19 protein-coding genes are annotated in these 18,861 nt (G+C 63.0%); 9 read left to right on the top strand and 10 right to left on the bottom strand.

The window, feature by feature from the left end; genetic code table 11:
- Positions 1 to 18: 18 nt before the first annotated feature.
- The 3 genes from INS93_RS10215 to INS93_RS10225 all read left to right on the top strand — a co-directional run bounded on the left by INS93_RS10215 (position 19) and on the right by INS93_RS10225 (position 1,897).
- On the top strand, positions 19 to 594 hold the full coding sequence (locus tag INS93_RS10215; protein WP_192981512.1) for a PQQ-dependent catabolism-associated CXXCW motif protein: 576 nt from the start codon (positions 19 to 21) through the stop codon (positions 592 to 594).
- Positions 595 to 617: 23 nt separating this feature from the next.
- A complete protein-coding gene (locus INS93_RS10220) occupies positions 618 to 1,283 on the top strand; it encodes a response regulator transcription factor (RefSeq protein WP_192981515.1) in 666 nt (221 codons plus the stop codon).
- 194 nt (positions 1,284 to 1,477) lie between these two features.
- The gene (locus tag INS93_RS10225) at positions 1,478 to 1,897 is read left to right on the top strand and encodes a GNAT family acetyltransferase (protein WP_192981518.1); all 420 of its coding nucleotides are present in this window, start codon (positions 1,478 to 1,480) and stop codon (positions 1,895 to 1,897) included.
- Positions 1,898 to 2,031: 134 nt separating this feature from the next.
- Here INS93_RS10225 and nahK read toward each other — a convergent pair whose 3' ends face one another.
- The 5 genes from nahK to pqqF form a co-directional block, all read right to left on the bottom strand.
- Positions 2,032 to 4,674, bottom strand: a complete 2,643-nt coding sequence (gene nahK / locus INS93_RS10230; RefSeq protein WP_192981521.1) for a hybrid sensor histidine kinase/response regulator NahK/ErcS' — start codon at positions 4,672 to 4,674, stop codon at positions 2,032 to 2,034.
- Positions 4,604 to 5,767 (bottom strand): nitric oxide-sensing protein NosP, encoded by a 1,164-nt coding sequence (nosP, locus tag INS93_RS10235; RefSeq protein WP_192981524.1) that lies wholly within the window; start codon positions 5,765 to 5,767, stop codon positions 4,604 to 4,606. The genes nahK and nosP overlap by 71 nt, the downstream gene beginning before the upstream one ends.
- Positions 5,768 to 6,106: 339 nt before the next feature.
- Complete coding sequence (locus INS93_RS10240) at positions 6,107 to 6,499, bottom strand: hypothetical protein (RefSeq protein ID WP_192981527.1); 393 nt, start codon at positions 6,497 to 6,499, stop codon at positions 6,107 to 6,109.
- Between the two features lie 73 nt (positions 6,500 to 6,572).
- Positions 6,573 to 7,751, bottom strand: a complete 1,179-nt coding sequence (locus INS93_RS10245; RefSeq protein ID WP_192981530.1) for a porin — start codon at positions 7,749 to 7,751, stop codon at positions 6,573 to 6,575.
- 344 nt (positions 7,752 to 8,095) lie between these two features.
- The gene (pqqF, locus tag INS93_RS10250) at positions 8,096 to 10,477 is read right to left on the bottom strand and encodes a pyrroloquinoline quinone biosynthesis protein PqqF (protein ID WP_192981533.1); all 2,382 of its coding nucleotides are present in this window, start codon (positions 10,475 to 10,477) and stop codon (positions 8,096 to 8,098) included.
- 184 nt (positions 10,478 to 10,661) lie between these two features.
- Between pqqF and dusA the strand changes: the two genes are divergently transcribed.
- Positions 10,662 to 11,654 carry a tRNA dihydrouridine(20/20a) synthase DusA gene (gene dusA / locus INS93_RS10255; protein WP_192981536.1) on the top strand — a complete coding sequence of 331 codons (993 nt, stop codon included), beginning with the start codon at positions 10,662 to 10,664 and terminating at the stop codon, positions 11,652 to 11,654.
- On the opposite strand, the gene INS93_RS10260 is transcribed toward dusA, so the two are convergent.
- Positions 11,651 to 11,950 carry a transcriptional repressor gene (locus tag INS93_RS10260; protein WP_160017737.1) on the bottom strand — a complete coding sequence of 100 codons (300 nt, stop codon included), beginning with the start codon at positions 11,948 to 11,950 and terminating at the stop codon, positions 11,651 to 11,653. The genes dusA and INS93_RS10260 overlap by 4 nt on opposite strands.
- A gap of 195 nt (positions 11,951 to 12,145) precedes the next feature.
- Between INS93_RS10260 and tal the strand changes: the two genes are divergently transcribed.
- Positions 12,146 to 13,072: a transaldolase gene (tal, locus tag INS93_RS10265; protein ID WP_192981539.1), complete on the top strand. Its 927-nt coding sequence runs from the start codon at positions 12,146 to 12,148 to the stop codon at positions 13,070 to 13,072.
- A gap of 134 nt (positions 13,073 to 13,206) precedes the next feature.
- Here the strand turns inward: tal and rssC are convergent, their stop codons facing one another.
- Positions 13,207 to 13,689, bottom strand: a complete 483-nt coding sequence (rssC, locus tag INS93_RS10270) for an anti-sigma factor antagonist RssC (protein ID WP_026088796.1) — start codon at positions 13,687 to 13,689, stop codon at positions 13,207 to 13,209.
- Positions 13,690 to 13,697: 8 nt separating this feature from the next.
- Positions 13,698 to 14,882: a two-component system response regulator RssB gene (gene rssB, locus INS93_RS10275; RefSeq protein WP_160017735.1), complete on the bottom strand. Its 1,185-nt coding sequence runs from the start codon at positions 14,880 to 14,882 to the stop codon at positions 13,698 to 13,700.
- Between the two features lie 213 nt (positions 14,883 to 15,095).
- Between rssB and INS93_RS10280 the strand changes: the two genes are divergently transcribed.
- Complete coding sequence (locus INS93_RS10280; protein WP_192981542.1) at positions 15,096 to 15,395, top strand: PilZ domain-containing protein; 300 nt, start codon at positions 15,096 to 15,098, stop codon at positions 15,393 to 15,395.
- A 57-nt stretch (positions 15,396 to 15,452) separates the two neighbouring features.
- Here the strand turns inward: INS93_RS10280 and INS93_RS10285 are convergent, their stop codons facing one another.
- Positions 15,453 to 16,157: a VacJ family lipoprotein gene (locus INS93_RS10285; RefSeq protein WP_192981545.1), complete on the bottom strand. Its 705-nt coding sequence runs from the start codon at positions 16,155 to 16,157 to the stop codon at positions 15,453 to 15,455.
- A gap of 104 nt (positions 16,158 to 16,261) precedes the next feature.
- On the opposite strand from INS93_RS10285, the gene INS93_RS10290 reads away from it, so the two are divergent.
- From INS93_RS10290 to INS93_RS10300, 3 genes are all read left to right on the top strand, one after another.
- A complete protein-coding gene (locus tag INS93_RS10290) occupies positions 16,262 to 16,672 on the top strand; it encodes an acyl-CoA thioesterase (RefSeq protein ID WP_192981548.1) in 411 nt (136 codons plus the stop codon).
- 62 nt (positions 16,673 to 16,734) lie between these two features.
- Positions 16,735 to 17,451 (top strand): HAD family phosphatase, encoded by a 717-nt coding sequence (locus INS93_RS10295; RefSeq protein ID WP_192981551.1) that lies wholly within the window; start codon positions 16,735 to 16,737, stop codon positions 17,449 to 17,451.
- 116 nt (positions 17,452 to 17,567) lie between these two features.
- Positions 17,568 to 17,834: a DUF4404 family protein gene (locus INS93_RS10300; protein WP_021490580.1), complete on the top strand. Its 267-nt coding sequence runs from the start codon at positions 17,568 to 17,570 to the stop codon at positions 17,832 to 17,834.
- Positions 17,835 to 17,901: 67 nt separating this feature from the next.
- Here INS93_RS10300 and queF read toward each other — a convergent pair whose 3' ends face one another.
- Complete coding sequence (queF, locus tag INS93_RS10305) at positions 17,902 to 18,732, bottom strand: NADPH-dependent 7-cyano-7-deazaguanine reductase QueF (RefSeq protein ID WP_192981553.1); 831 nt, start codon at positions 18,730 to 18,732, stop codon at positions 17,902 to 17,904.
- Positions 18,733 to 18,861 lie beyond the last annotated feature (129 nt).

The raw sequence follows: 18,861 nt of genomic DNA on the forward strand, positions 1-18,861 counted from the left end.
ATAAGTAGAGACCTTGCCATGAAGTACCGTCTGCCCGTGCAAGCGGGCCTGATGTTCGCCTCCCTGCTGCTGGTCTGCATCGTGCGTGCCGAAGAGCTGTTCGATGCCGATGGCTATCGCAGCAGCCAGTACCGCAGCCCCACGCCAGCCAGCCTGGAAGGCGTGCAGATTGTCGATACTCCCGCCCTGCAGCAGTTGCTCGCCGAGCGCCCGGATACCCGCCTGATCGATGTCTACCGTCGCCCCTGGGTGCAAGGACGCTTCATCGAGGACGCGCCCCACGCCAACCTGCCCGGCAGTCTGTGGCTGGCGAATGCCGGCGACGGCAACCTGGCTCCGCAATGGCATCGCTACTTCACCTACTACCTGCACCAGCAGAGCCGTGGCGATATGCGCCAACCCTTCGTATTCTACTGCCGCTCCGATTGCTGGTTGAGCTGGAACGCCGCGCGCCGCGCCCATGCCATGGGCTATCGCCAGCTCTACTGGTACCGTGATGGCGTCGATGCCTGGGAACAGGCCGGCCTGCCTCTGGTGCCCGCCCAACCTGCCGAATTGCCTGCCGCTTTCCTCACGCCCACCGCCACCCCATAATCACAACAACGAGGTGCAAGGCCATGTACAAGATTCTGATTGCCGACGATCATCCGCTGTTTCGTGAAGCCATCCACAACGTCATCGCCGACGGTTTTCCCGGCAGCGAGATCATGGAAACCGCCGACCTGGACAGCGCCCTGGAGCTGACCCAGAACCACGACGACCTGGACCTGATCCTGCTCGACCTGAACATGCCTGGCATGCACGGCCTCGGCGGGTTGATGAACCTGCGCAACGAGGCACCGACCATTCCGGTGGTGATCGTCTCGGCCGAGCAGGACAAGCAGATCGTGCTGCAGGCCATCACCTATGGCGCAGTGGGCTTCATCACCAAGTCCTCGCCACGCGCGCAGATGACCGACGCCATCGCGCAGATTCTCGACGGCAACGTCTACCTGCCGCCGGACATCATCCGCTCGCAGAAGAGCGGCAGCTCACGCCAGCACCACGACAACCACAGCATCGCCCCGGAACTGCTGCAGGCGCTCACGCGCAAGCAACTGCTGGTGCTCGAACGCATGACCAAGGGCGAGTCGAACAAGCAGATCGCCTACAGCCTGGATATCGCCGAAACCACGGTCAAAGCTCACGTCTCGGCCATTCTGCGCAAGCTCGGCGTGCATAACCGGGTGCAGGCGATACTCTCGGCCGGCGATATCGACTTCGCCTCCTACCTGCGGCGTTAGCACCCGATAGGTTGGCTGTGATTCCTGCGCAGGTAGGAAGCCAGAAACCGAGAAGCGCCTGAGCTCCCGCCTTCGCGGGAGTGACGGACGAGGTTGTCCTGACGCCCGTCATCAACCCGTGCTAAAACGGCGGCTTTGCCTGAATGCCTGCGTTCCTGGCAGCAGGCTTTGCACTGGTTCTGATGGAGTTCACCATGCACATCCGCCCCTTCCGGCTCACCGACGAAGCCGCCATCGTCGACCTCTGGCAACGCTGCGACCTGGTCCGTCCCTGGAACGACCCGCACAAGGACATCCAGCGCAAGCTGCAGGTGCAACCCGAGCTGTTTCTGGTGGGTGAGATCGACGGCAGGCTGGTGGCCTCGGCCATGGCCGGCTACGAAGGGCATCGCGGCTGGGTCAACTACCTGGCGGTGTGCCCGCAGCAACGCCAGCAGGGCTTGGCCCGTCAGTTGATGGTGTATATCGAAGAACAGTTGCTGGCCCTGGGCTGCCCCAAGCTCAGCCTGCAGGTGCGCGACACCAACGCGGCAGCTTTGGCCTTCTACGAGCGGCTTGGCTATAAGGTCGATGCATCCGTCAGCCTGGGCAAACGCCTGATCGCAGATGATTGATAACGCAGGATCACCGGGCTACGGGCTCGCATCGGTGCGCGCGGCGCACCCTACGGGGCCATCGCAACCGTCGATATCTTTGGCGTATCGCTGAATCGTAGGGTGCGCCGTGCGCACCGGGGCGAACGACCATTTCAAGCCCCCACCCCGCGCTCCATCAGGTGACTCATCGCCGCCTTCAGCTTCATCGGCCGCACCGGTTTGTGCAGCAGGCTGTGGCCGAGCTCACGCATCTGCTGCTTGAGTTCGTTGCTGTAGTTGGCGGTGATCATCAGTGCCGGTAGCGGCGCGCTGCGTCGGGCGTTTATCTGCGCCACGGCATCGACGCCATTGCGCTCGTCATCGAGGTGGTAGTCGGCGATCAGCAGGTCGGCCTCGGCGTGGTAGTTGTCCACCTGGCGCGCCAGGTCTTCTTCGCTCAGCGCCGTGACCACCCGGCAGCCCCAGCCCTCGAGCAGGGTGCGCATGCCCGCGCAGATCGCCGCGTCGTTATCCAGCACCCAGACCCGCGCTCCGCTGAGGCGTTCGAGCAACTGGTCCGGGCTGTCCTGCACGGCACGCGCGCGCGGGGCGCGACGGGTCAGCGGCACTTCCACGGCGAACATCGACCCTCTGCCCAGCTGCGACGCTACGCGGATGCGGTGGCCGAGCATGCGCGCGATTTTCTCGACGATCGCCAGACCCAGGCCCAGGCCGCGATCCTGCTTGCGCTGCACGTTGTCGCCGCGTTTGAACTCCTGAAAAATTTCCACCCGCTTGTCCTGGGCGATGCCGATGCCGGTGTCCCAGACCTCGATGGACAGGCTGTTGCCGCGCCGTCGGCAGCCCAGCAGGATGCGCCCGCTGGCGGTGTAGCGAATGGCGTTGCTGAGGAAATTACGCAGGATGCGCGCCAGCAGTTGCACATCGCTGCGTACCAGAGCCGAGCTGGGCAGGTAGTCCAGACGTAAACCCTCACTACCGGCGATCTGGTGATACTCGGCGGCCAGGTTCTCCAGCAGCTCGCTGACGGCAAACGGCGCGATATCCGGCTTGATCACCCCGGCATCGAGTTTGGAGATGTCCACCAGCGTGCCGAGCAGGCTCTCGACGTCTTCCAGTGAGTTGCTGACGTTGCGCACCAGCGGCGCGCAGCCAGACAGGTCGCGCTTCTCCAGCAAGGCACTGGTGAACAGCCGCGCCGCATTGAGCGGCTGCAGCAGGTCATGGCTGACGGCAGCGAGGAACTTGGTCTTGGACAGGTTGGCCTGCTCGGCCTCACCCTTGGCCTCGCGCAGGCGCGCCTCCATCTGCGTGCGCTCATCGATCTCGCGGCGCAACTGGTCGTTGACCGTGGTCAGCTCGGCGGTACGCTCGCGCACGCGCTGCTCCAGGTGCTGGTAGGCCTGGTGCAGCGCCTCGGCGGTGCGGCGGCGCTCGGTGATGTCGCGGATCAGCACGAAGATGCCGACCACCTCGCCGCTGGCCTGGCGGTTGGGCACGTAGGAACGCAGCATGTAGCGCTCCTGACCGTTGTGGTTGGTTTCGGCGAACTCGAAGGTCACGCTCTCGCCGGACAGGGCCAGCTCGACGTAAGGCTCCAGGCGCTGGCAATGCTCCTCACTGTGCACGTCGCGCAAGCTCTGGCCGAGCATGGCGCCGCGTGGCCAGCAGTACCATTCCTCGTAGACCTTGTTGGTGAACTCGTAGACCAGGTCGGCCGACAGGTAGGCGATCAGCGCCGGCACGTGGTCGGTGATCAGGCGAATCCAGCGCTCGCTATCGCTCAGCGCCTGGGCCTGGCGATGACGCTCGGTGATATCGGTGAAGGTGTTGACGAAGCCGCCGGTAGGCAGCGGATGGGTGCGCACTTCGAGCATGCGCCCATCGAACAGGCGCACCTCCACCTGGCGCAGCGGTTTGCCGACGGCATCTCGGCTGTCCGGGGTCAGTAGCTGCAGCTCGCTTTCCGCCATGACTTCGGCGAACGGCCGATGGGCGTTGATCGGCGCCAGGCCGCAGAGTTCGAGAAAACGGTGGTTCCACAATTCCAGCGCGCCCTCGGCATTGACCATGGCCATGCCCTGCGACAGGTTGTCGACCGCGCGCTGCAGCAGGCGTGACTTCTGCGCCAGAGCCTGCTCGCGGCGCAGCGCCTCGCTCTGTTTCACCTCGGTGATGTCGGTATAGAGGATCACCAGCCCGCCTTCGCGGGTCGGTCGTTCGCTGACTTGCACCCAGCGCCCGTCCTGCAGGCGGAACAGGCTCGGCTCGCCCTCCTTGCCCAGTTGCGCCTCCACCACCAGGCCGGTGCTGCGGCTCAGGCGGCGAATCTCTTCCAGCCGTGTGCCGGTACCGATGCGCGCGCGGCTGCGCGCCCACAGTGCCTTGAAGCGGCTGTTGAACAGCACGATGCGCTGACGATCATCGAACAGCACGAAGGCGTCGGAGATGCTCTCGATGGCGTCGATCAGGTGCTGGTGCGCGGTCTCGGCACGCAGCCGCGCATCGCTGAGCAGCTGGTTGCTGGATTTCAGTTCGGCCATCGCCTGGTTCAGCGCATCGGTGCGTTCACGCACCTGCTCGGAGAGCACCACCGAGTGCTGGAAGGCCGCGTAGGCATCGTCGCCCCGCGAGTGGATCGACTCGACCCGTTCGATCAGCGCGGCATTGATGTGCTTGAGCTTGGCGTTCTCCTGCTCCAGCGCCGCACAGTGGGCCTGCAGCTCAGCGCTCGGCACGCCCAACAGGTCGGCCAATGGCGACACCGGTAAAGGTCTGGTTGATGTGCATGCCATTGAACTGCTCTCCATAGGTGTTGAAGCCGATCACCCGCTGCTGGCGCAGCAGTGTGGCGACCGACTCGACGCCGCCATCGTTCTCGATCTCCAGGCGGCGCAGAAAGCAGTCGCAGCCGATGGTCAGCAGCAGCGGACCGAGGCGCTGCTCGAGCCCGGCGAACAGCTGCTTCAGGTTGGGCAGCAGCGGCCCAGGATGCATGGCGGTGAGGACGATGCCGTTCTCCACCGCGCAGTAGAAGGTCAGGCTGAGGTCGTCATGCACCTGCTGGATCGAGCGTACGTAATAGTGATCGCTGATCCGCACCGCCAGCGGATAGGCCGCGAACGCACGCAGATCCAGCGCCTCGACCGGCACGCCGATCAGGTCGGCATATTCCTGCGCGGCCGGCGCGGCATTGAGTTCGTACACCCGGCGCGTGGCACTGTCGGCACGGGTCACCACCAGTTTTTCCGCACGGGGCTGGATGTGATGGGTGCTGAACACCTCGAACTCCAGCCAGGTGTTGAACAGCACCACCACCGCCGCGCCGCTGTGAAAGCGGCCGCCGTGGTAGACGTGAGTGTGGGTCAGATGGTTGTCGTCGCCGGCCGAACCGCCGAAGTGCGGGATGCTGCCCAGCGCTGCACTGAGTGCGCCGAGCACCAGTTCTTCGCGGCTGGACAGGCCGTCGAGCAGGGTCAGGGCGAAACTGTGACCCTTGATCGAGGCCAGCTCGTTGCTGCGACAGGCCTTGACCAGGCCATCGACCAGCTGCTGCGCGTCGAGCAGATTGAAGCGCTCCATCTCGTCGATCAACACGCTGGCGATGGAAAAGCAGCGCAGGTCGAAGCCCAGCGCCACCACGCAACCACGCCCGTAGCCCTGCGGGGTGATCTCGCCGGCACTGGTGCAGCCGACCAGGCTGACACCACCAAAGTGTGCCTCCAGCGCCTGGCCGAGGCCGTCGAGGTCGTACTCGGCCGAGCAGAAGAACAACACGAAACCGAGATAAGGGTGGATCAGCTGGCGTGCCAGTTCCTGAGCGGCCAATTCCACATCCTTCGTGCTGGATACGGCGCTGAGCACGCCGTCCGACTGTTCCAAGGCCATATCACGCCCCAATGCACCTGCTGATCATGGGGAAATTCTACGAAGCCGGCGCTGGCCGCCCCATGCTACTTGAGTACTGGGTAGTCGATCCGTAGGGCGTACTCGCGAAGCAGTACGCGACGCACGCCACCACCTTGATCATGCCGTGCTTGGCTCGAGCGCGAGCTGCAATTCAATAGGTAGGGCGGGTGCAACCCACCAGAGAGGTAATGGCGGGTTGCACCCGCCCTACACCTGATGCAGCCCGGTTCGTTATCACGAGCAGGGATCGCTGGTGCGCATGGCGCACCCTGCCTAGGCGGCGCCATTCCGTAGGGTGCGCCGTGCGCACCAGCGCTCTTACAGAGCCGGCCAGAACATCAGGGTCAGCACGAACATCCCGGCGTAGAAGGCGATCTCCAGGGTTTCCGTCCACGGCTGAATGCGCTTGATCGCGCCGTGCACATGCACCAGCACCATCAGCAGGGCCACCGCTGCCAGTACCTCGAAGGTGGTGTGCAGCGCTTCGCCGGTCAGCGCGGCGCGCAACATCAGGGCCTCGACGATGAGGATGAAGGCGCCCAGGCAGCGCCCGAAATACACCGCCAGGTCGATGTCCTGCGGAATGCGCCAGCGCATCAAACGGGCCCAGGTCAGCGGCACGAGGAAGATGGGCAGCGCGAAGACCAGCGTGGTGCTGACCGCCAGCACCAGCAGGTAGGATTGAGCCGATTCGCTCCAGAGTCCGATCATCAGGTTTTTCTCTTTCGATCCCTAAAAAGAACGGGAGGCCCTCGGGCCTCCCGTCATCTGCTAGCCGCGTTGCTTACCAGCTCAGTACCGCACCGACGGCGAAGGTGTCGGTGTCCTCGTTCAGACCGCTGCCTTCGGCGGCATCGATCTGGTACTGGTTGTACTCGGCGACCAGCTTGAGGTTGTCGTTGATGGTGCGGAAGTAGGCGATGCCACGGGTCTCGTAGTCCGCCGCCACGCCCAGGCCGTTGCCGTCGTCCTCGGTTTTGCCGAAGGACAACGCCACACGGTTCTTGCCCCAGGTGTAGGAGCCCTGCAGCAGGTAACCGTCGCTGTCGATATCACGCAGGGTCGGCTCGCCCAGGTTGTTGGTGAAGAACGGGTTGATGCCCTTGGCCTGGAAGCCCGAACCGGTCAGCGACAGGCCGCCGAACTTGGCCTGCACGCCATAACCCAGGCCCTTTGAGGTTACGCTGTCGACGGTGTCATCGGTGTTCTCGGAAGTCTGGTAGGCGCCGTTGACCCAGGTGTAGATGGTCGAGTCACCCACGTCGAACTGGTAACTGACTTCTGATTCGAAACGCGGGTTTTCCTGATAGGCCTTGCCAGTGGCGCTGTCGTCGTTGGTGTCGACGGGGTCCATGATGCCGACCGCGACGCGCAGACCTTCGGCCAGGTTGTTGTTGCGGTAGGTGATCTGCGAGGTCGGGAACGGGTACGGATAGCCGGTGCCGATGTTGCCGAAGGACACGCCGGTGCCGTCCACCAGACCGAGGGTGTCGGAGACGTTGCCGTAACCGGCCAGCAGCTCGTCGAGGAAGATGTTGGAGCGTGAGAACAAGCCAAAGTCCTTGCCCACCAGTACCTCGCCCCACTCCGGGCTGGAAACGGTGCCGTAAAACTGGCGAACGTCGATGGCGGTATCGGTGCCGTTGGTTTCGCTGTCGTTGATGGTGACCCAGAAGGACGAGCGGCCGGTCAGTTTCAGATCGTCGATCTGCTTGCCGAAGTTGAAGCCGATCCAGTTGGGCAGAAAGCCCATCTTCACCCGCGACTGGCGACGGTCGAACTGCTCGCCGTCACGATCCACGTCGCTGTTGACATAGAAGGCGTTGATATAGCCGTCGGTGGAAAACGTGGTGTCGTCCTTGTCGTACAGGACGATCTCGGCGGCAGCCTGCTGCGCAGTTGCCAGCGCGACGGCAGTGGCCAGGGGCAGAAGTCGAGTGATGGCGATCTTGTTGTTGTGCATAACGCTCTCCGCTTGAGTGGCGACCGCCAGGGCAGTCGTGTCGGAGGCGATTATCGAAAGCAGGTCCGGCGCGCCATACGCTGCCTTGGCAGTGGTTCGCTGCTGCTTTGGCCGAGCGCTACCGGACCGCTCCCGCCGGCTCGCGACCGACCTGCTACCGGTAGTGGGAGAAAGGTCGTAGTACCGGGCCAGCCCAAGGACGTAGGAAGACCACAAGAGCGAGACCGCAGCGGCGAATCGAAAGAACGCCGCAACACAGAGCCTCGCCCGGGTCGGGGCTCCTGCAGAAAAAGGGCGTTGGACATTCCAGAGAGTCGCGCAAAGAGCGCTGAGGAGAACGCAGCCTAGGCTGGTGACGGCGCTCCGCTGGCCAATACACGCCAGTCGCTGGCGCTTAGCAGTTGCTCATGCGCCTGCAGCAGATCGTTTTTGGTCAGGCCTGTCAGCGCCTGCTGCACCCGTTGCAGGTGCACCTCGGGCAAGCCGGCCAGATGCAGCTGCCACAGCTGCTCGGCACGCGGCAGGTTGGCCTTGGCTGGGCTCAGTGCGGGCTGCAGAGCATCGCGGTATCGCGACACAGCTGCGTCGTCCAGCGCTGCGAGCAGTTGACGCTGCTCGCCCAGAAAAGAGCGGATATGGTCGAAGATGCCAGCTGCCTCGCACACCGGCGACTGCAGGGCAAACAGCAACCCCCGACAGCCTTCCACCTGGCGGAAACCGGCGAACAAGGCATAGCCCAATTGCAACTCGCCACGCAGGCGCTGGTAGAAACGCCCCTGCAGTACCTGCCCGAGCAAGCGCCAGGCGGCCTCGGTACAGGCATCGCCGGCAGGCAGCGGGCAGAACAACAGCAACGCGGCATCCGTGCCTGGCTGCGCGATCTGATGCCAGTCGATCCCGGTCTCGATGCGTGGCGTGAGCGGCAGATCCGCAAGCGCCTCGACAGCCACGCACAGCTCGGTCAGTTGCGCCTGTTCACTCGCCCCAAGCCCGATGCTCAGCCCTTCCAGCCGCGATACCGCAGGCAGCTCGCAGAGCAGCGGCAAACGCTGCAGCAGCGCCCGTAGCAGCATGCCCTGGGAAGTGGGCGCAGCCGGCTCATCGACACGCGCCAACAGCAGCGCCACCAGCCGTGCACTGAAGGCCGGCAACAGTGGTGCGGGCCCGCGCAATGAAAGGGTCCAGCCAGTTGCTTGCACATTCAACTGGCTGCCGATGCCAAGCCGCTCACCACGCCAGCGCAGATCAGCGCTGCGCGCCAGCAAACCAGCCTCCATGACAGCCGCCCCACCGGTGCCTGAACAGGGGCCACGCCAGTAAAGCGCAGCCGGCCCACCTTCGGCCTGCCCTGGATGATGTCGCATCGCGGCCAACGGCAGAACGGCCGATTTCACGGCAGCACCGGCCAGCAACGGATCATTGCCAGGCAGCCGCCATTCGCGCTTCGGTACCGATGCCGCTGCCTGCATCGGCAGGGCCTGCAATGGCAACGCCAATCCGATTGCCGGCCACTGGGGCTGCGCCTGCTCACTGCACTGCAATTCGATCAGTCCGTCACCGCGAGCCAGGCAAGCCAGCAAGGCATTCAGGTCGCGCAAGGTGTGACTGTCGTCCTGAGCAGGCGATTGCAGCTCCCTGGCCAGCGCCAACGGGCTAAGCCCGAGCAACCTGAGCGCGGCGGCCTGCTGGTGGTGCTGGAGCTGCAACGGCCAGTCTGCATGGCCATGCAACTGCGCAGCCCAACTCTGTACAGCCGCGCGCAACGCTGCGCCCTGCTCCGCTGTGGCGCCTGGAAAGTCCAGACGCAGCAGGCATTGCCCCTCGTGCAGATACAGCACCCGCGCCTGCAGCTGCCGACACAACTGCAGTGCTCGCAAACCGCTCAGCAGGCCGCCAGGTCCAGGATCATGCAGGGTATCCAGCAACAGCTGCAATGACGCGTCCAGGTCGCGAGTATCGAGCTGAACGGCAACGCCCAGGTACACCCCGGAACGAATGTGTTGCAGGTGCATGCACGGCGCCCGCAGCGGCAGCAGGTCGGCCGGCGGCACGGAACAGGCGGCGCCCTCGCCCGGCGGCAAGGCCCCGAGCAGCGCCTCGGCGACATCTAGCAACTGCTCTGCCGGTTGCGGCCCGACCAGGGTCAGGCACATCTGCCGAGCCTGGTAGTGACACTGGTGATGATCACGCAGCGCCTGCTGAAACAGCGGCGACTCCACATCCAGTGTGCTGCGATCCCCGGCCAGAAAGTCGCCGCAACGATGCCCGGCGGCGAGCGCCTGGCCCAGGGCATGATCGATGCGACTGTCGGCATCCTGAGTTCGCGCCTGGTATTCGGCGTGCAGCACCTCACGCTCGCGCAGTTGCGCGTCGATCTCCAGCAGCGGCTGGCAGAGCATATCCAGCAGACGCGTCAGCGCCGGCTGCAGCAACTCACCCGGCAGCTCACAGACGAAATCGGTATGCCGCGCCTGGGTCGAGGCATTGACCAGCCCGCCATGGTGCTGAACGAAGGCCATCAAACCCTGGTCGCTCGGGTAATCGCGGCTACCGAGAAACAGCAAATGTTCGAGAAAATGCGCCAGGCCAGGATAGACCGCTGGCTCGTCATGACTGCCCGCGGCCACCCGCAGACACAATCCCACCCGCTGTGCCCAGGACTGTTGCTGCGCGCACAGCAGCGCGCCATTGGCCAGGCGCCGGGTAACGGAGGCTTGATCGGACATCGACGAATCTCGGGACAGCTTGCCGTCAAGCCTGCCCCTTGCACCACTGTCAGGCAATGCTGCTTTATGCCAAGACAGACCGACACGTTGGTCGCAATGCCCCGGTTGGTCAGCAACAAAAGCCCGCCCCACACGGCCTTGCTGCTAGAATACGCAGCCTTTTTTCAGCCCGTCACAGCGTCCCATGTCCCAGGATTCCAACCGCACCGCCCTATCCCGCCGCTTCTCCGTCGCCCCGATGATGGATTGGACGGACCGCCACTGCCGGTTCTTTCTCCGTCAGCTGTCGCGGCACGCCCTGCTCTATACCGAGATGGTCACCACCGGCGCACTGATCCACGGCGACCGCGAGCGTTTCCTGCGTTATAGCGAATGTGAACATCCCATCGCGCTGCAGCTGGGTGGCAGCAACCCGCAGGACCTGGCGACCTGCGCCAAGATGGCCGAAGAACACGGCTATGACGAGGTGAACCTGAACGTTGGCTGCCCCAGTGATCGTGTGCAGAACAACATGATCGGCGCCTGCCTGATGGGCCATCCGGCGCTGGTAGCCGACTGCATGAAGGCCATGCAGGACGCCGTGAGCATTCCGGTGACGGTCAAGCATCGCATCGGTATCAATGGCCGTGACAGCTATGCCGAGCTGTGCGATTTCGTCGGCCAGGTGCGCGACGCCGGCTGCCGCAGCTTCACTGTGCATGCGCGTATCGCCATCCTGGAAGGCCTGTCGCCGAAGGAAAACCGCGAGATTCCGCCGCTGCGCTACGACGTGGCAGCTCAACTCAAGCAGGACTTCCCCGACCTGGAGATCATCCTCAACGGTGGCATCAAGACCCTTGAGGAATGCGAGCAGCACCTGCAGACATTCGACGGCGTGATGCTTGGTCGCGAGGCCTATCACAATCCCTACCTGCTGGCGCAGGTGGACAGCCGCCTGTTTGGCGCCGAAGACCCGGGTATTACCCGCATGGACGCCCTGCTCGCACTCAAGCCCTACGTCGAGCAACATCTGCGCGAGGGCGGTACTCTGCATCACGTCAGCCGTCACGTGCTGGGCTTGGCTCAAGGCTTCCCAGGTGCGCGGCGCTTCCGCCAGCTGCTGTCGGTGGACATTCACAAGGTGCAAGACCCGCTGGCGCTGCTCGACCAGGCGGCTGAACTGCTACGCGGGCATTAATCCGGCGCGCTCAGGCGATAGCGGCTACGCCCTGTCGTCTGCACCAAGCCGTTTTCCTCCATGCGGCGCAACACCTGGCGCACGCTGACCAGCGACAGCGGTTCGCCGGCATCGCTCAGTTGCCGATGCAGCTCGCGCGCGGACACACCCTCTTCATCATTGGCGCTGCACAGCGCCTCCACCACCTTGAGCCTGGGCATGCTGAAGCGTAGCCCGGCGGCCTGCAGCCACTCACGGCACTGGCGCGTATCCGGGCCTGCGGAAACTGAACGAGAAAGCAGGGTTTGGGTCGACATGTTCGGGCTCCTTGGCAGCTCGTCTAAAGTCGGACTCCACCGACTTCGGTGCGTTCTCACGCCCCGTCATTACTAAAGACGAACGAGCCAGCAAAAAGCGCAGCCCGAAAAGGTAAATTTTGTCAGTGATCCGACCGTTGAGCGCTTGCAGCGCCTCGGGTAAGGTCATGTCATCTGCAACGACAAGGCCTCGTCATGACCTCCAAGCTGGAACAACTCAAGCAGTTCACTACCGTAGTCGCCGACACCGGTGACCTCGACGCCATCGCCCGCCTGCAACCGGTGGATGCCACCACCAACCCCTCGCTGCTGCTCAAGGCGGCTGCCCTGCCCCGTTATGCCGATCTGTTGAATCAGGCCGTGAGTGCCGGCAATGGAGACCTGGGATCGGCCTGCGATCACTTCGCGGTGGCCGTCGGCCAGGAAATCCTCAAGGTGATTCCAGGCCGCATTTCCACCGAAGTCGATGCACGCCTGTCATTCGACACCGACGCAACCCTGCGCCGCGCCGAGCGCCTGGTCGGTCTTTATGAAAAAGCGGGCATTGGCCGCGAGCGCGTACTGATCAAGATCGCTTCGACCTGGGAAGGCATCCGCGCCGCCGAACAGCTGGAAAAAGCCGGCGTGCAGACCAACCTGACCCTGCTGTTCACCTTCGCCCAGGCGCAAGCCTGCGCCGATGCCGGCATATTCCTCATCTCGCCGTTCGTGGGGCGCATCTACGATTGGTACAAGAAGGCCGAGGGCCGTGATTTCGTGGGCAGCGAAGATCCAGGCGTGCAATCGGTCACGCGTATCTACGACTACTACAAGGCCAATGCCTACGACACCGTGGTGATGGGTGCGAGCTTCCGCAATCTCGGTCAGATCGAAGCGTTGGCCGGCTGCGACCGTCTGACCATCAGCCCCGACCTGCTGCAGAAACTGGCTGAGGACGATGGCCAACTCAGTCGCCAGCTTGCCCCTGGCGCTACCGGCGAACCTCGCCAGAGCCTCGATGAAGGCGGCTTCCGCTGGGCACTGAACGAAGACGCCATGGCCACCGAGAAACTGGCTGAAGGCATCCGCCTGTTCGCCCGCGATCAGGAAAAACTCGAAGCCCTGCTGGCCGCAAGGGCCTGAATGACAAAGGGGCATCAGCCAAGCTGACGCCCCTTTTCAATACTGCGCGATCAAACCCAAGGGTGCGCCATACGCACCAGCGACTTTCTTTGCAGGAGTCGGTGCGCATGACGCACCCTACAGAAAGCGAGAGGTCAGTGCCGCTCGAGTGCACTGACCAGATCGTGAAAAGCCTCGCGATTGGAATCGTTAAGCCCCATCAGAATGCGGTGCGCTTCCAGCACCTTGGCCTTCACCACCTCTTCGGACTGATCCTGCGAAGGCAGATCATCCAGGCAATCCGGGCAGGGAATCGGCCGGTCGACGATGTTGAACACCTGGTCGAACCCCATGGACTCCAGCAGACGCGTGATGTCGTCGTGAGTGGTGACAACGGTCGGCAACAGGCCCACCTTCTGCCGCGACAGAATGGACAGCTTCGCCAGCAACCCGAGAGTCGTGCTGTCGATACTGCGGGTTTCGGTCAGGTCGATGACGATGGCCGAAAAATTCAACGCGGTAAAAATCTTTTCAATCGTGGCATCCAGAGCTGAACACAGCGTCAGACGGACTTCACCGACAAACTTCAGGACGAAGGTTCCATCCTGTTCGGCGAATTGGATGCGACCGGGGCTTATCCCAGGATTCATGCAAGGTTCCTGCTCAACACCAGCAAGGCGATATCATCCGGCATCTCGCCCAGATTGGCCAGACCGAGAACTTGACGCAAACCACCCAGCGTACCGCCAGCCTGGCTAACCAGTTGTGGCAGCGCCAATTCCTTCTCTTTCAGCGTGTCGCCCGGCAACAGGTCGAGAATGCCGTCGGAGAGCAGGGTCAGGCTGAAAGACTCCGGCAGCTGCATCACCAGATCGCCGTATTCGGCTTCTTCGAACAGACCGACCGGCAGGCCGCGACCTTCCAGGTAACGCGCCTGGCCATTCTCGAACAGCACCGGCAATGGCAGATGCCCACCGATGCTGTACGTGAGCATGCCGCTCTCCTCGTCGATCACACCGCCGAGCATGGTCACGTGCTTGCCCAGCTTGCAGTTGATCAGGCCGCGGTTGATGTGGCCGAGCACATCGGAGGGTTTGAACTGCGGTAGCGTACCGCCACGCCGCCACTCGTAGAGCAGGCGCGTGGTCATGAACTTTAGCAGCACGGTGACGAATGCCGAGGACGCACCATGGCCGGAGACATCGGCCAGATAGAACGCGATGCGCCTATCGTCGATACGGAAGTAATCGACGAAATCACCGGACAGGTACAACGACGGAATGATCTGGTGCGCGAAGTTCAGTCCATCGGCCTGCCAGGGCGTCACCGGCAGCATGTTCATCTGCACCTGACGACCGGCGTTCTGGTCCTCCTGCAACAGATGCAGGCTGGCCTGGAGCTCACGATTGGTCGCTTCCAGCTTCTCGCGATAGAGTTGGTTCTCGACGCGCAGACGCGCACGGTCCAGCGCGCGGCGCACCGAATGCTCCAGCACCGCCAGGTCTTCGAGAGGTTTGATCAGGTAGTCGGCAGCGCCGAGACGCAGGGCTTCAACGGCATCGTTCATCACGCCGGCGCCGGAAACGACGATCACCGGCACTTCGACACCCAGCGCGTTGATACGTCGGATCAGTTCAAGACCGTCGACCTGCGGCATGCGCAGATCGCAGATCATCAGGTCGGGGCCTTCCTGCTGGAACACTTCCAGCCCCTGCAAACCGTTGTTGGCCTGCAACACCTTGAAGCCGCTGTCCTCGAGGTACGCCGCGAGGCTTGCACGTACGACATCGTCGTCGTCGATGATCAGCAGAGTGGCACTGGTTTTGTGCATGGGGTATCCAGGCAAACTGCGCCAGGGCAATTTTGGTCACTGCCCATGGCGCGGCGCCGCATCTATGGCGCCAGGGCGATTTCAAGGGGCAGACGGTACTCCCATCTGCCGGCCGATTCAAGCCGGGACCGGTCGTCGTTCGGCGGCTTTACAGGTCAAATCGACGAGGGTTATAAGAGCCGCGGGAGAGCTCATAAGAAGAGGACAGGGTCCATGAGTCAGAATGATCGAGCGTACAGCGAGAAACGCGACTACATCCGCATGCGACTGGAAGCTGCAGTCGTCCTCCATCATGCAGGCCAGGAAATCCCTGCACTGTGCCTGGATCTTTCCAGTACCGGCATGCAAATCGAGGCTGAAGCGGCCCTGAGCATGGGCGACAAGGTCAAGGTCCACATCCCTTCAGAGCACAGTGAACTCGCCGGCCTCGACGCCCAGGCCGAGGTGGTGCGAATAGGCGATCTGGGCGACGGTCGTCAGTCGCTGGGCCTGGCAATCATCTCCATGAGCTGAAATCTGCATTTACGAAAAAGGCGGCCCAGAGGCCGCCTTTTTTCGTATCGACAGGGCTTAGAAATCGTCTTCGACCTGCCCATCCTTGACCTTGAACTCACGGCTCTGCAGGTAGGCGTTGCGAATGAAGATGTACTTGTCGCCGCTGACCAGCCGCTCGGCCTGCAACAGGTTGGCGCGGGTGTCGACCACCTGTACGCCACGGGTGACATTACGGGTCGGCACGTGGTCCATGTACGGATACGGCGTCAGAAAGCTGTCCGGTACTCGACCAGTGGCATCACGCACGGTGCTTGGGCCGAGAAGCGGGATGACCAGGTAAGGGCCGCTGTTCAGGCCCCAGACGCCAAGGGTCTGACCGAAGTCTTCGTCGTTCTTGCGCAGGCCCATGTGCTTGGCCACGTCGAAGAAGCCCAGTACGCCAAAGGTGGTGTTGAAGATCAGGCGACCGGTATCGACGCCGGCGTTGTGCAGCTTGCCCTGCAGCAGGTTGTTGGCCAGGTTGCCAACGTCGCCGATATTACCGAACACGTTATGCACGCCATCTTCGAGAAACTGCGGCGTGACAGCCCGGTAACCCTGGGCGATCGGCTTCAGTGCATAGGTGTCGACGGTATCGTTGAAGCGGAAGATCGGACGATTGAAACTTTCCCAAGGATCTTCTTCCGAAGCCGCCTGACTCATCGCAGGCAGCAGGCTCAGGCCGACGAGGGCCATCAGGCCACCCAGGCGCGAGATCCAGCGAGCACCGATCACATGCATTTAAATCTCTCCTTGAGGAAAATAATGTGGCCACCGCCAGCGGGCCGAATGCCGCGTAGTATAAAGCCTGGAGCCCTGATTGGGCAGCATAGCGAAGAAAAGCGATGACCAACGAGACCTTGCTGCACACTGCACACATCCCCGTGCGCTGGGGCGACATGGACAGCTACGGGCATGTCAACAACATCATCTACATGCAGTATCTGGAAGAGGCCCGCGTCGCCTGGTTCGAGCTGGCCGGCGTGCCGATGAGCAACGTGCCGTTCGGTCCGGTGGTACTGCAAACCCAACATACTTACCTGAAACCGGTAATACACCCCGCCACCGTGGTGGTGGAACTGCGGGCTGGCGCGGCGGGGCGCAGCAGCCTGGTGATCGAACACCGACTAGCCACCGTCGAAGACCCGCTCACGGTCTACGGTGAGGGTTACTGCAAACTGGTGTGGATCGACCATGTAAGCGGCAGATCGGTGGCCCTGCCGGAGCATGTACGCGCCCTGTTCAACGTCACCTAGCGGTCACATTACGGTCATCCTTCGGCGTTAGATTGGCCTAGGCCAATGCCACGGATGATCCCATGCCCACCCCCTGCACCGCCCTGATCCTTCAACTGTCCGGTTGCCTGGTCGACTTCGGCGCCCGCACGCTACCCGTCGCGCTGCAACGACTACATCCCGAGCACACGCCCCCGAACCTCGCGGCTACGCCGCAAAAGACACTGGACGCCTGGTTAGGCAAGCCGCCAACCGCAGCACAACGGCAAGCACTGCAACAGACCCTGAGCGAGGTGGCTGGCGACCATGCCGAGCTGACCCCAGGTGCAGCACAATTGCTGCAAAACCTGCATGCCACCGACACGCCCTGCGCCTGGCTGGACGACTTGCCAGCCGATGCCAGCCTGCGCCTGGCCGAAGCGCTACCAACGCCCATCGAAGCGGTACTGGCGCACCAGGCCAGGCCGTGGCCGGCACCAGACAGCTGCTGGCAAGCCTTGAGCCAGCTGGACGTCGAGCGCCTGGATGGCTGCATTGTCGTCAGCGGTAATCCGCTGCTGCTGCAAGCCGGGCTCAATGCCGGCTGCTGGACCATCGGCCTGGCTGCCTGCGGCCCACTCTGCGGCTACGCCCTGGCCGACTGGCAGGCACTTGACGCGAGCGATCAGGAACACCTGCGCGCCCAGGCCACGCTGCAACTCTATCGTCTGGGTGTGCATTCGGTGGTCGATCACCTGGGGGAAATCGAGGCCAGCCTGGACGATATCGGCGTGCGCCGGAGCAAGGGCGAAAAGCCCTGAGCCTTTGACTCGGATCAGGCAAAGCCGGCCCGCTTGGATTAACCTTCAGGTACGGGTTGAAAACTTCCAGCGCCGCTGGGGGTCAATGCCTAAGCTGATTCGATAAGGAGAACTCTATGCCAGCAAGCGACCTGCAGCAGCAACTGGAAGCCCTCCAGCAACACCTGGCCCAGGACACACCGCTCAGCGAGGAAGAACGCGCATCGCTTTACCTGCTGACCCAGGAAATCGAAGTGCAATTGGCTCGTGAAGCAGCCTCAGCGCCTGACGCTACGCTGGTCGATGGCGTCAATCTGGCGGTGGAACGTTTCGAGGCCAGCCACCCTACCCTCGCAGGCACCCTGCGCAACATCATGCAGAGCCTGGCCAATATGGGCATCTGAATGCCCTGCCCCGCCTAACATCGAGCAACTCAAGAAAATGCCGCCATTTGGCGGCATTTTTCATGCGCTACTGGCGCGCCAGGCGGCCATTTTCCGGCGTGATCGCCTCGGTACTGCGATACGGATTGATATCCAGCCCGCCGCGACGCACATAACGCGCATAGACAGTCAAAAACTGCGGCTGCAGCAGGCGCTGCAGATCGAGAAAGATGCGCTCCACGCACTGTTCGTGGAAATCGGCGTGCTGGCGGAAGCTCACCAGATAAGCCAGCAGGCTGGCGTGATCCAGCGCCGCGCCGCGGTACTGCACGACAAGACTGCCCCAGTCCGGCTGGCCGGTGACCGGGCAGTTGGACTTGAGTAGGTGGCTGTGCAGGCTCTCTTCCACCACACGACCAGCATCGCAACGCAGCAGCTCGGGCTGCGGGTGATCGTACTGGCTGACGCGGATGTCCAACTCATCGATGCACTGACCCGGCAGCGTCGCCACGCCTTCTTCAGAAACCTCGGCCAGCGAGCGCAGGCGCACCGCCACCGGCTTGCCGGCCACTGCCGACAGATCACGTACCAGCGTCGCTTGCAGCTCACCCCAAGTGGCGAAAGCCGATTGGTTCAGGGAGTTGAGGTACAGCTTGAAAGACTTCGACTCGATGATGTTCGGCGAGTCTGCAGGAATGGCGAACTCACCGATGGCCACTACCGGCTTGCCGGACGGCAGCAGCCAGGAAAGTTCGTAGCAGTTCCAGTAGTCCACGCCCTGATACGGCAGGCTGGCGCCATCGAGGCCCAGCTCCGCCCACTTGGTGGTACGCGAGATGGGAAACAGCAGTTCGGGGCTGTACTCGGCGATGTACTGGCTGGACTTACCCAGCGGGGAATGTTCGGCGGGGTGCTGCATGGCGGGTAATCCAGGGTGGCGAAAAACCGCGCGAGTTTAACGGGTTGAGCGCCGCGTCGCACCCGCGAAGCACCACGCCAAACACGTGTAGGAGCGAGCTCTGCTCGCGAATCGCCTTACAGCCAGCAG

This window comes from Pseudomonas sp. EggHat1 (assembly GCF_014892995.1).
Taxonomy (GTDB): domain Bacteria; phylum Pseudomonadota; class Gammaproteobacteria; order Pseudomonadales; family Pseudomonadaceae; genus Aquipseudomonas; species Aquipseudomonas chaetocerotis.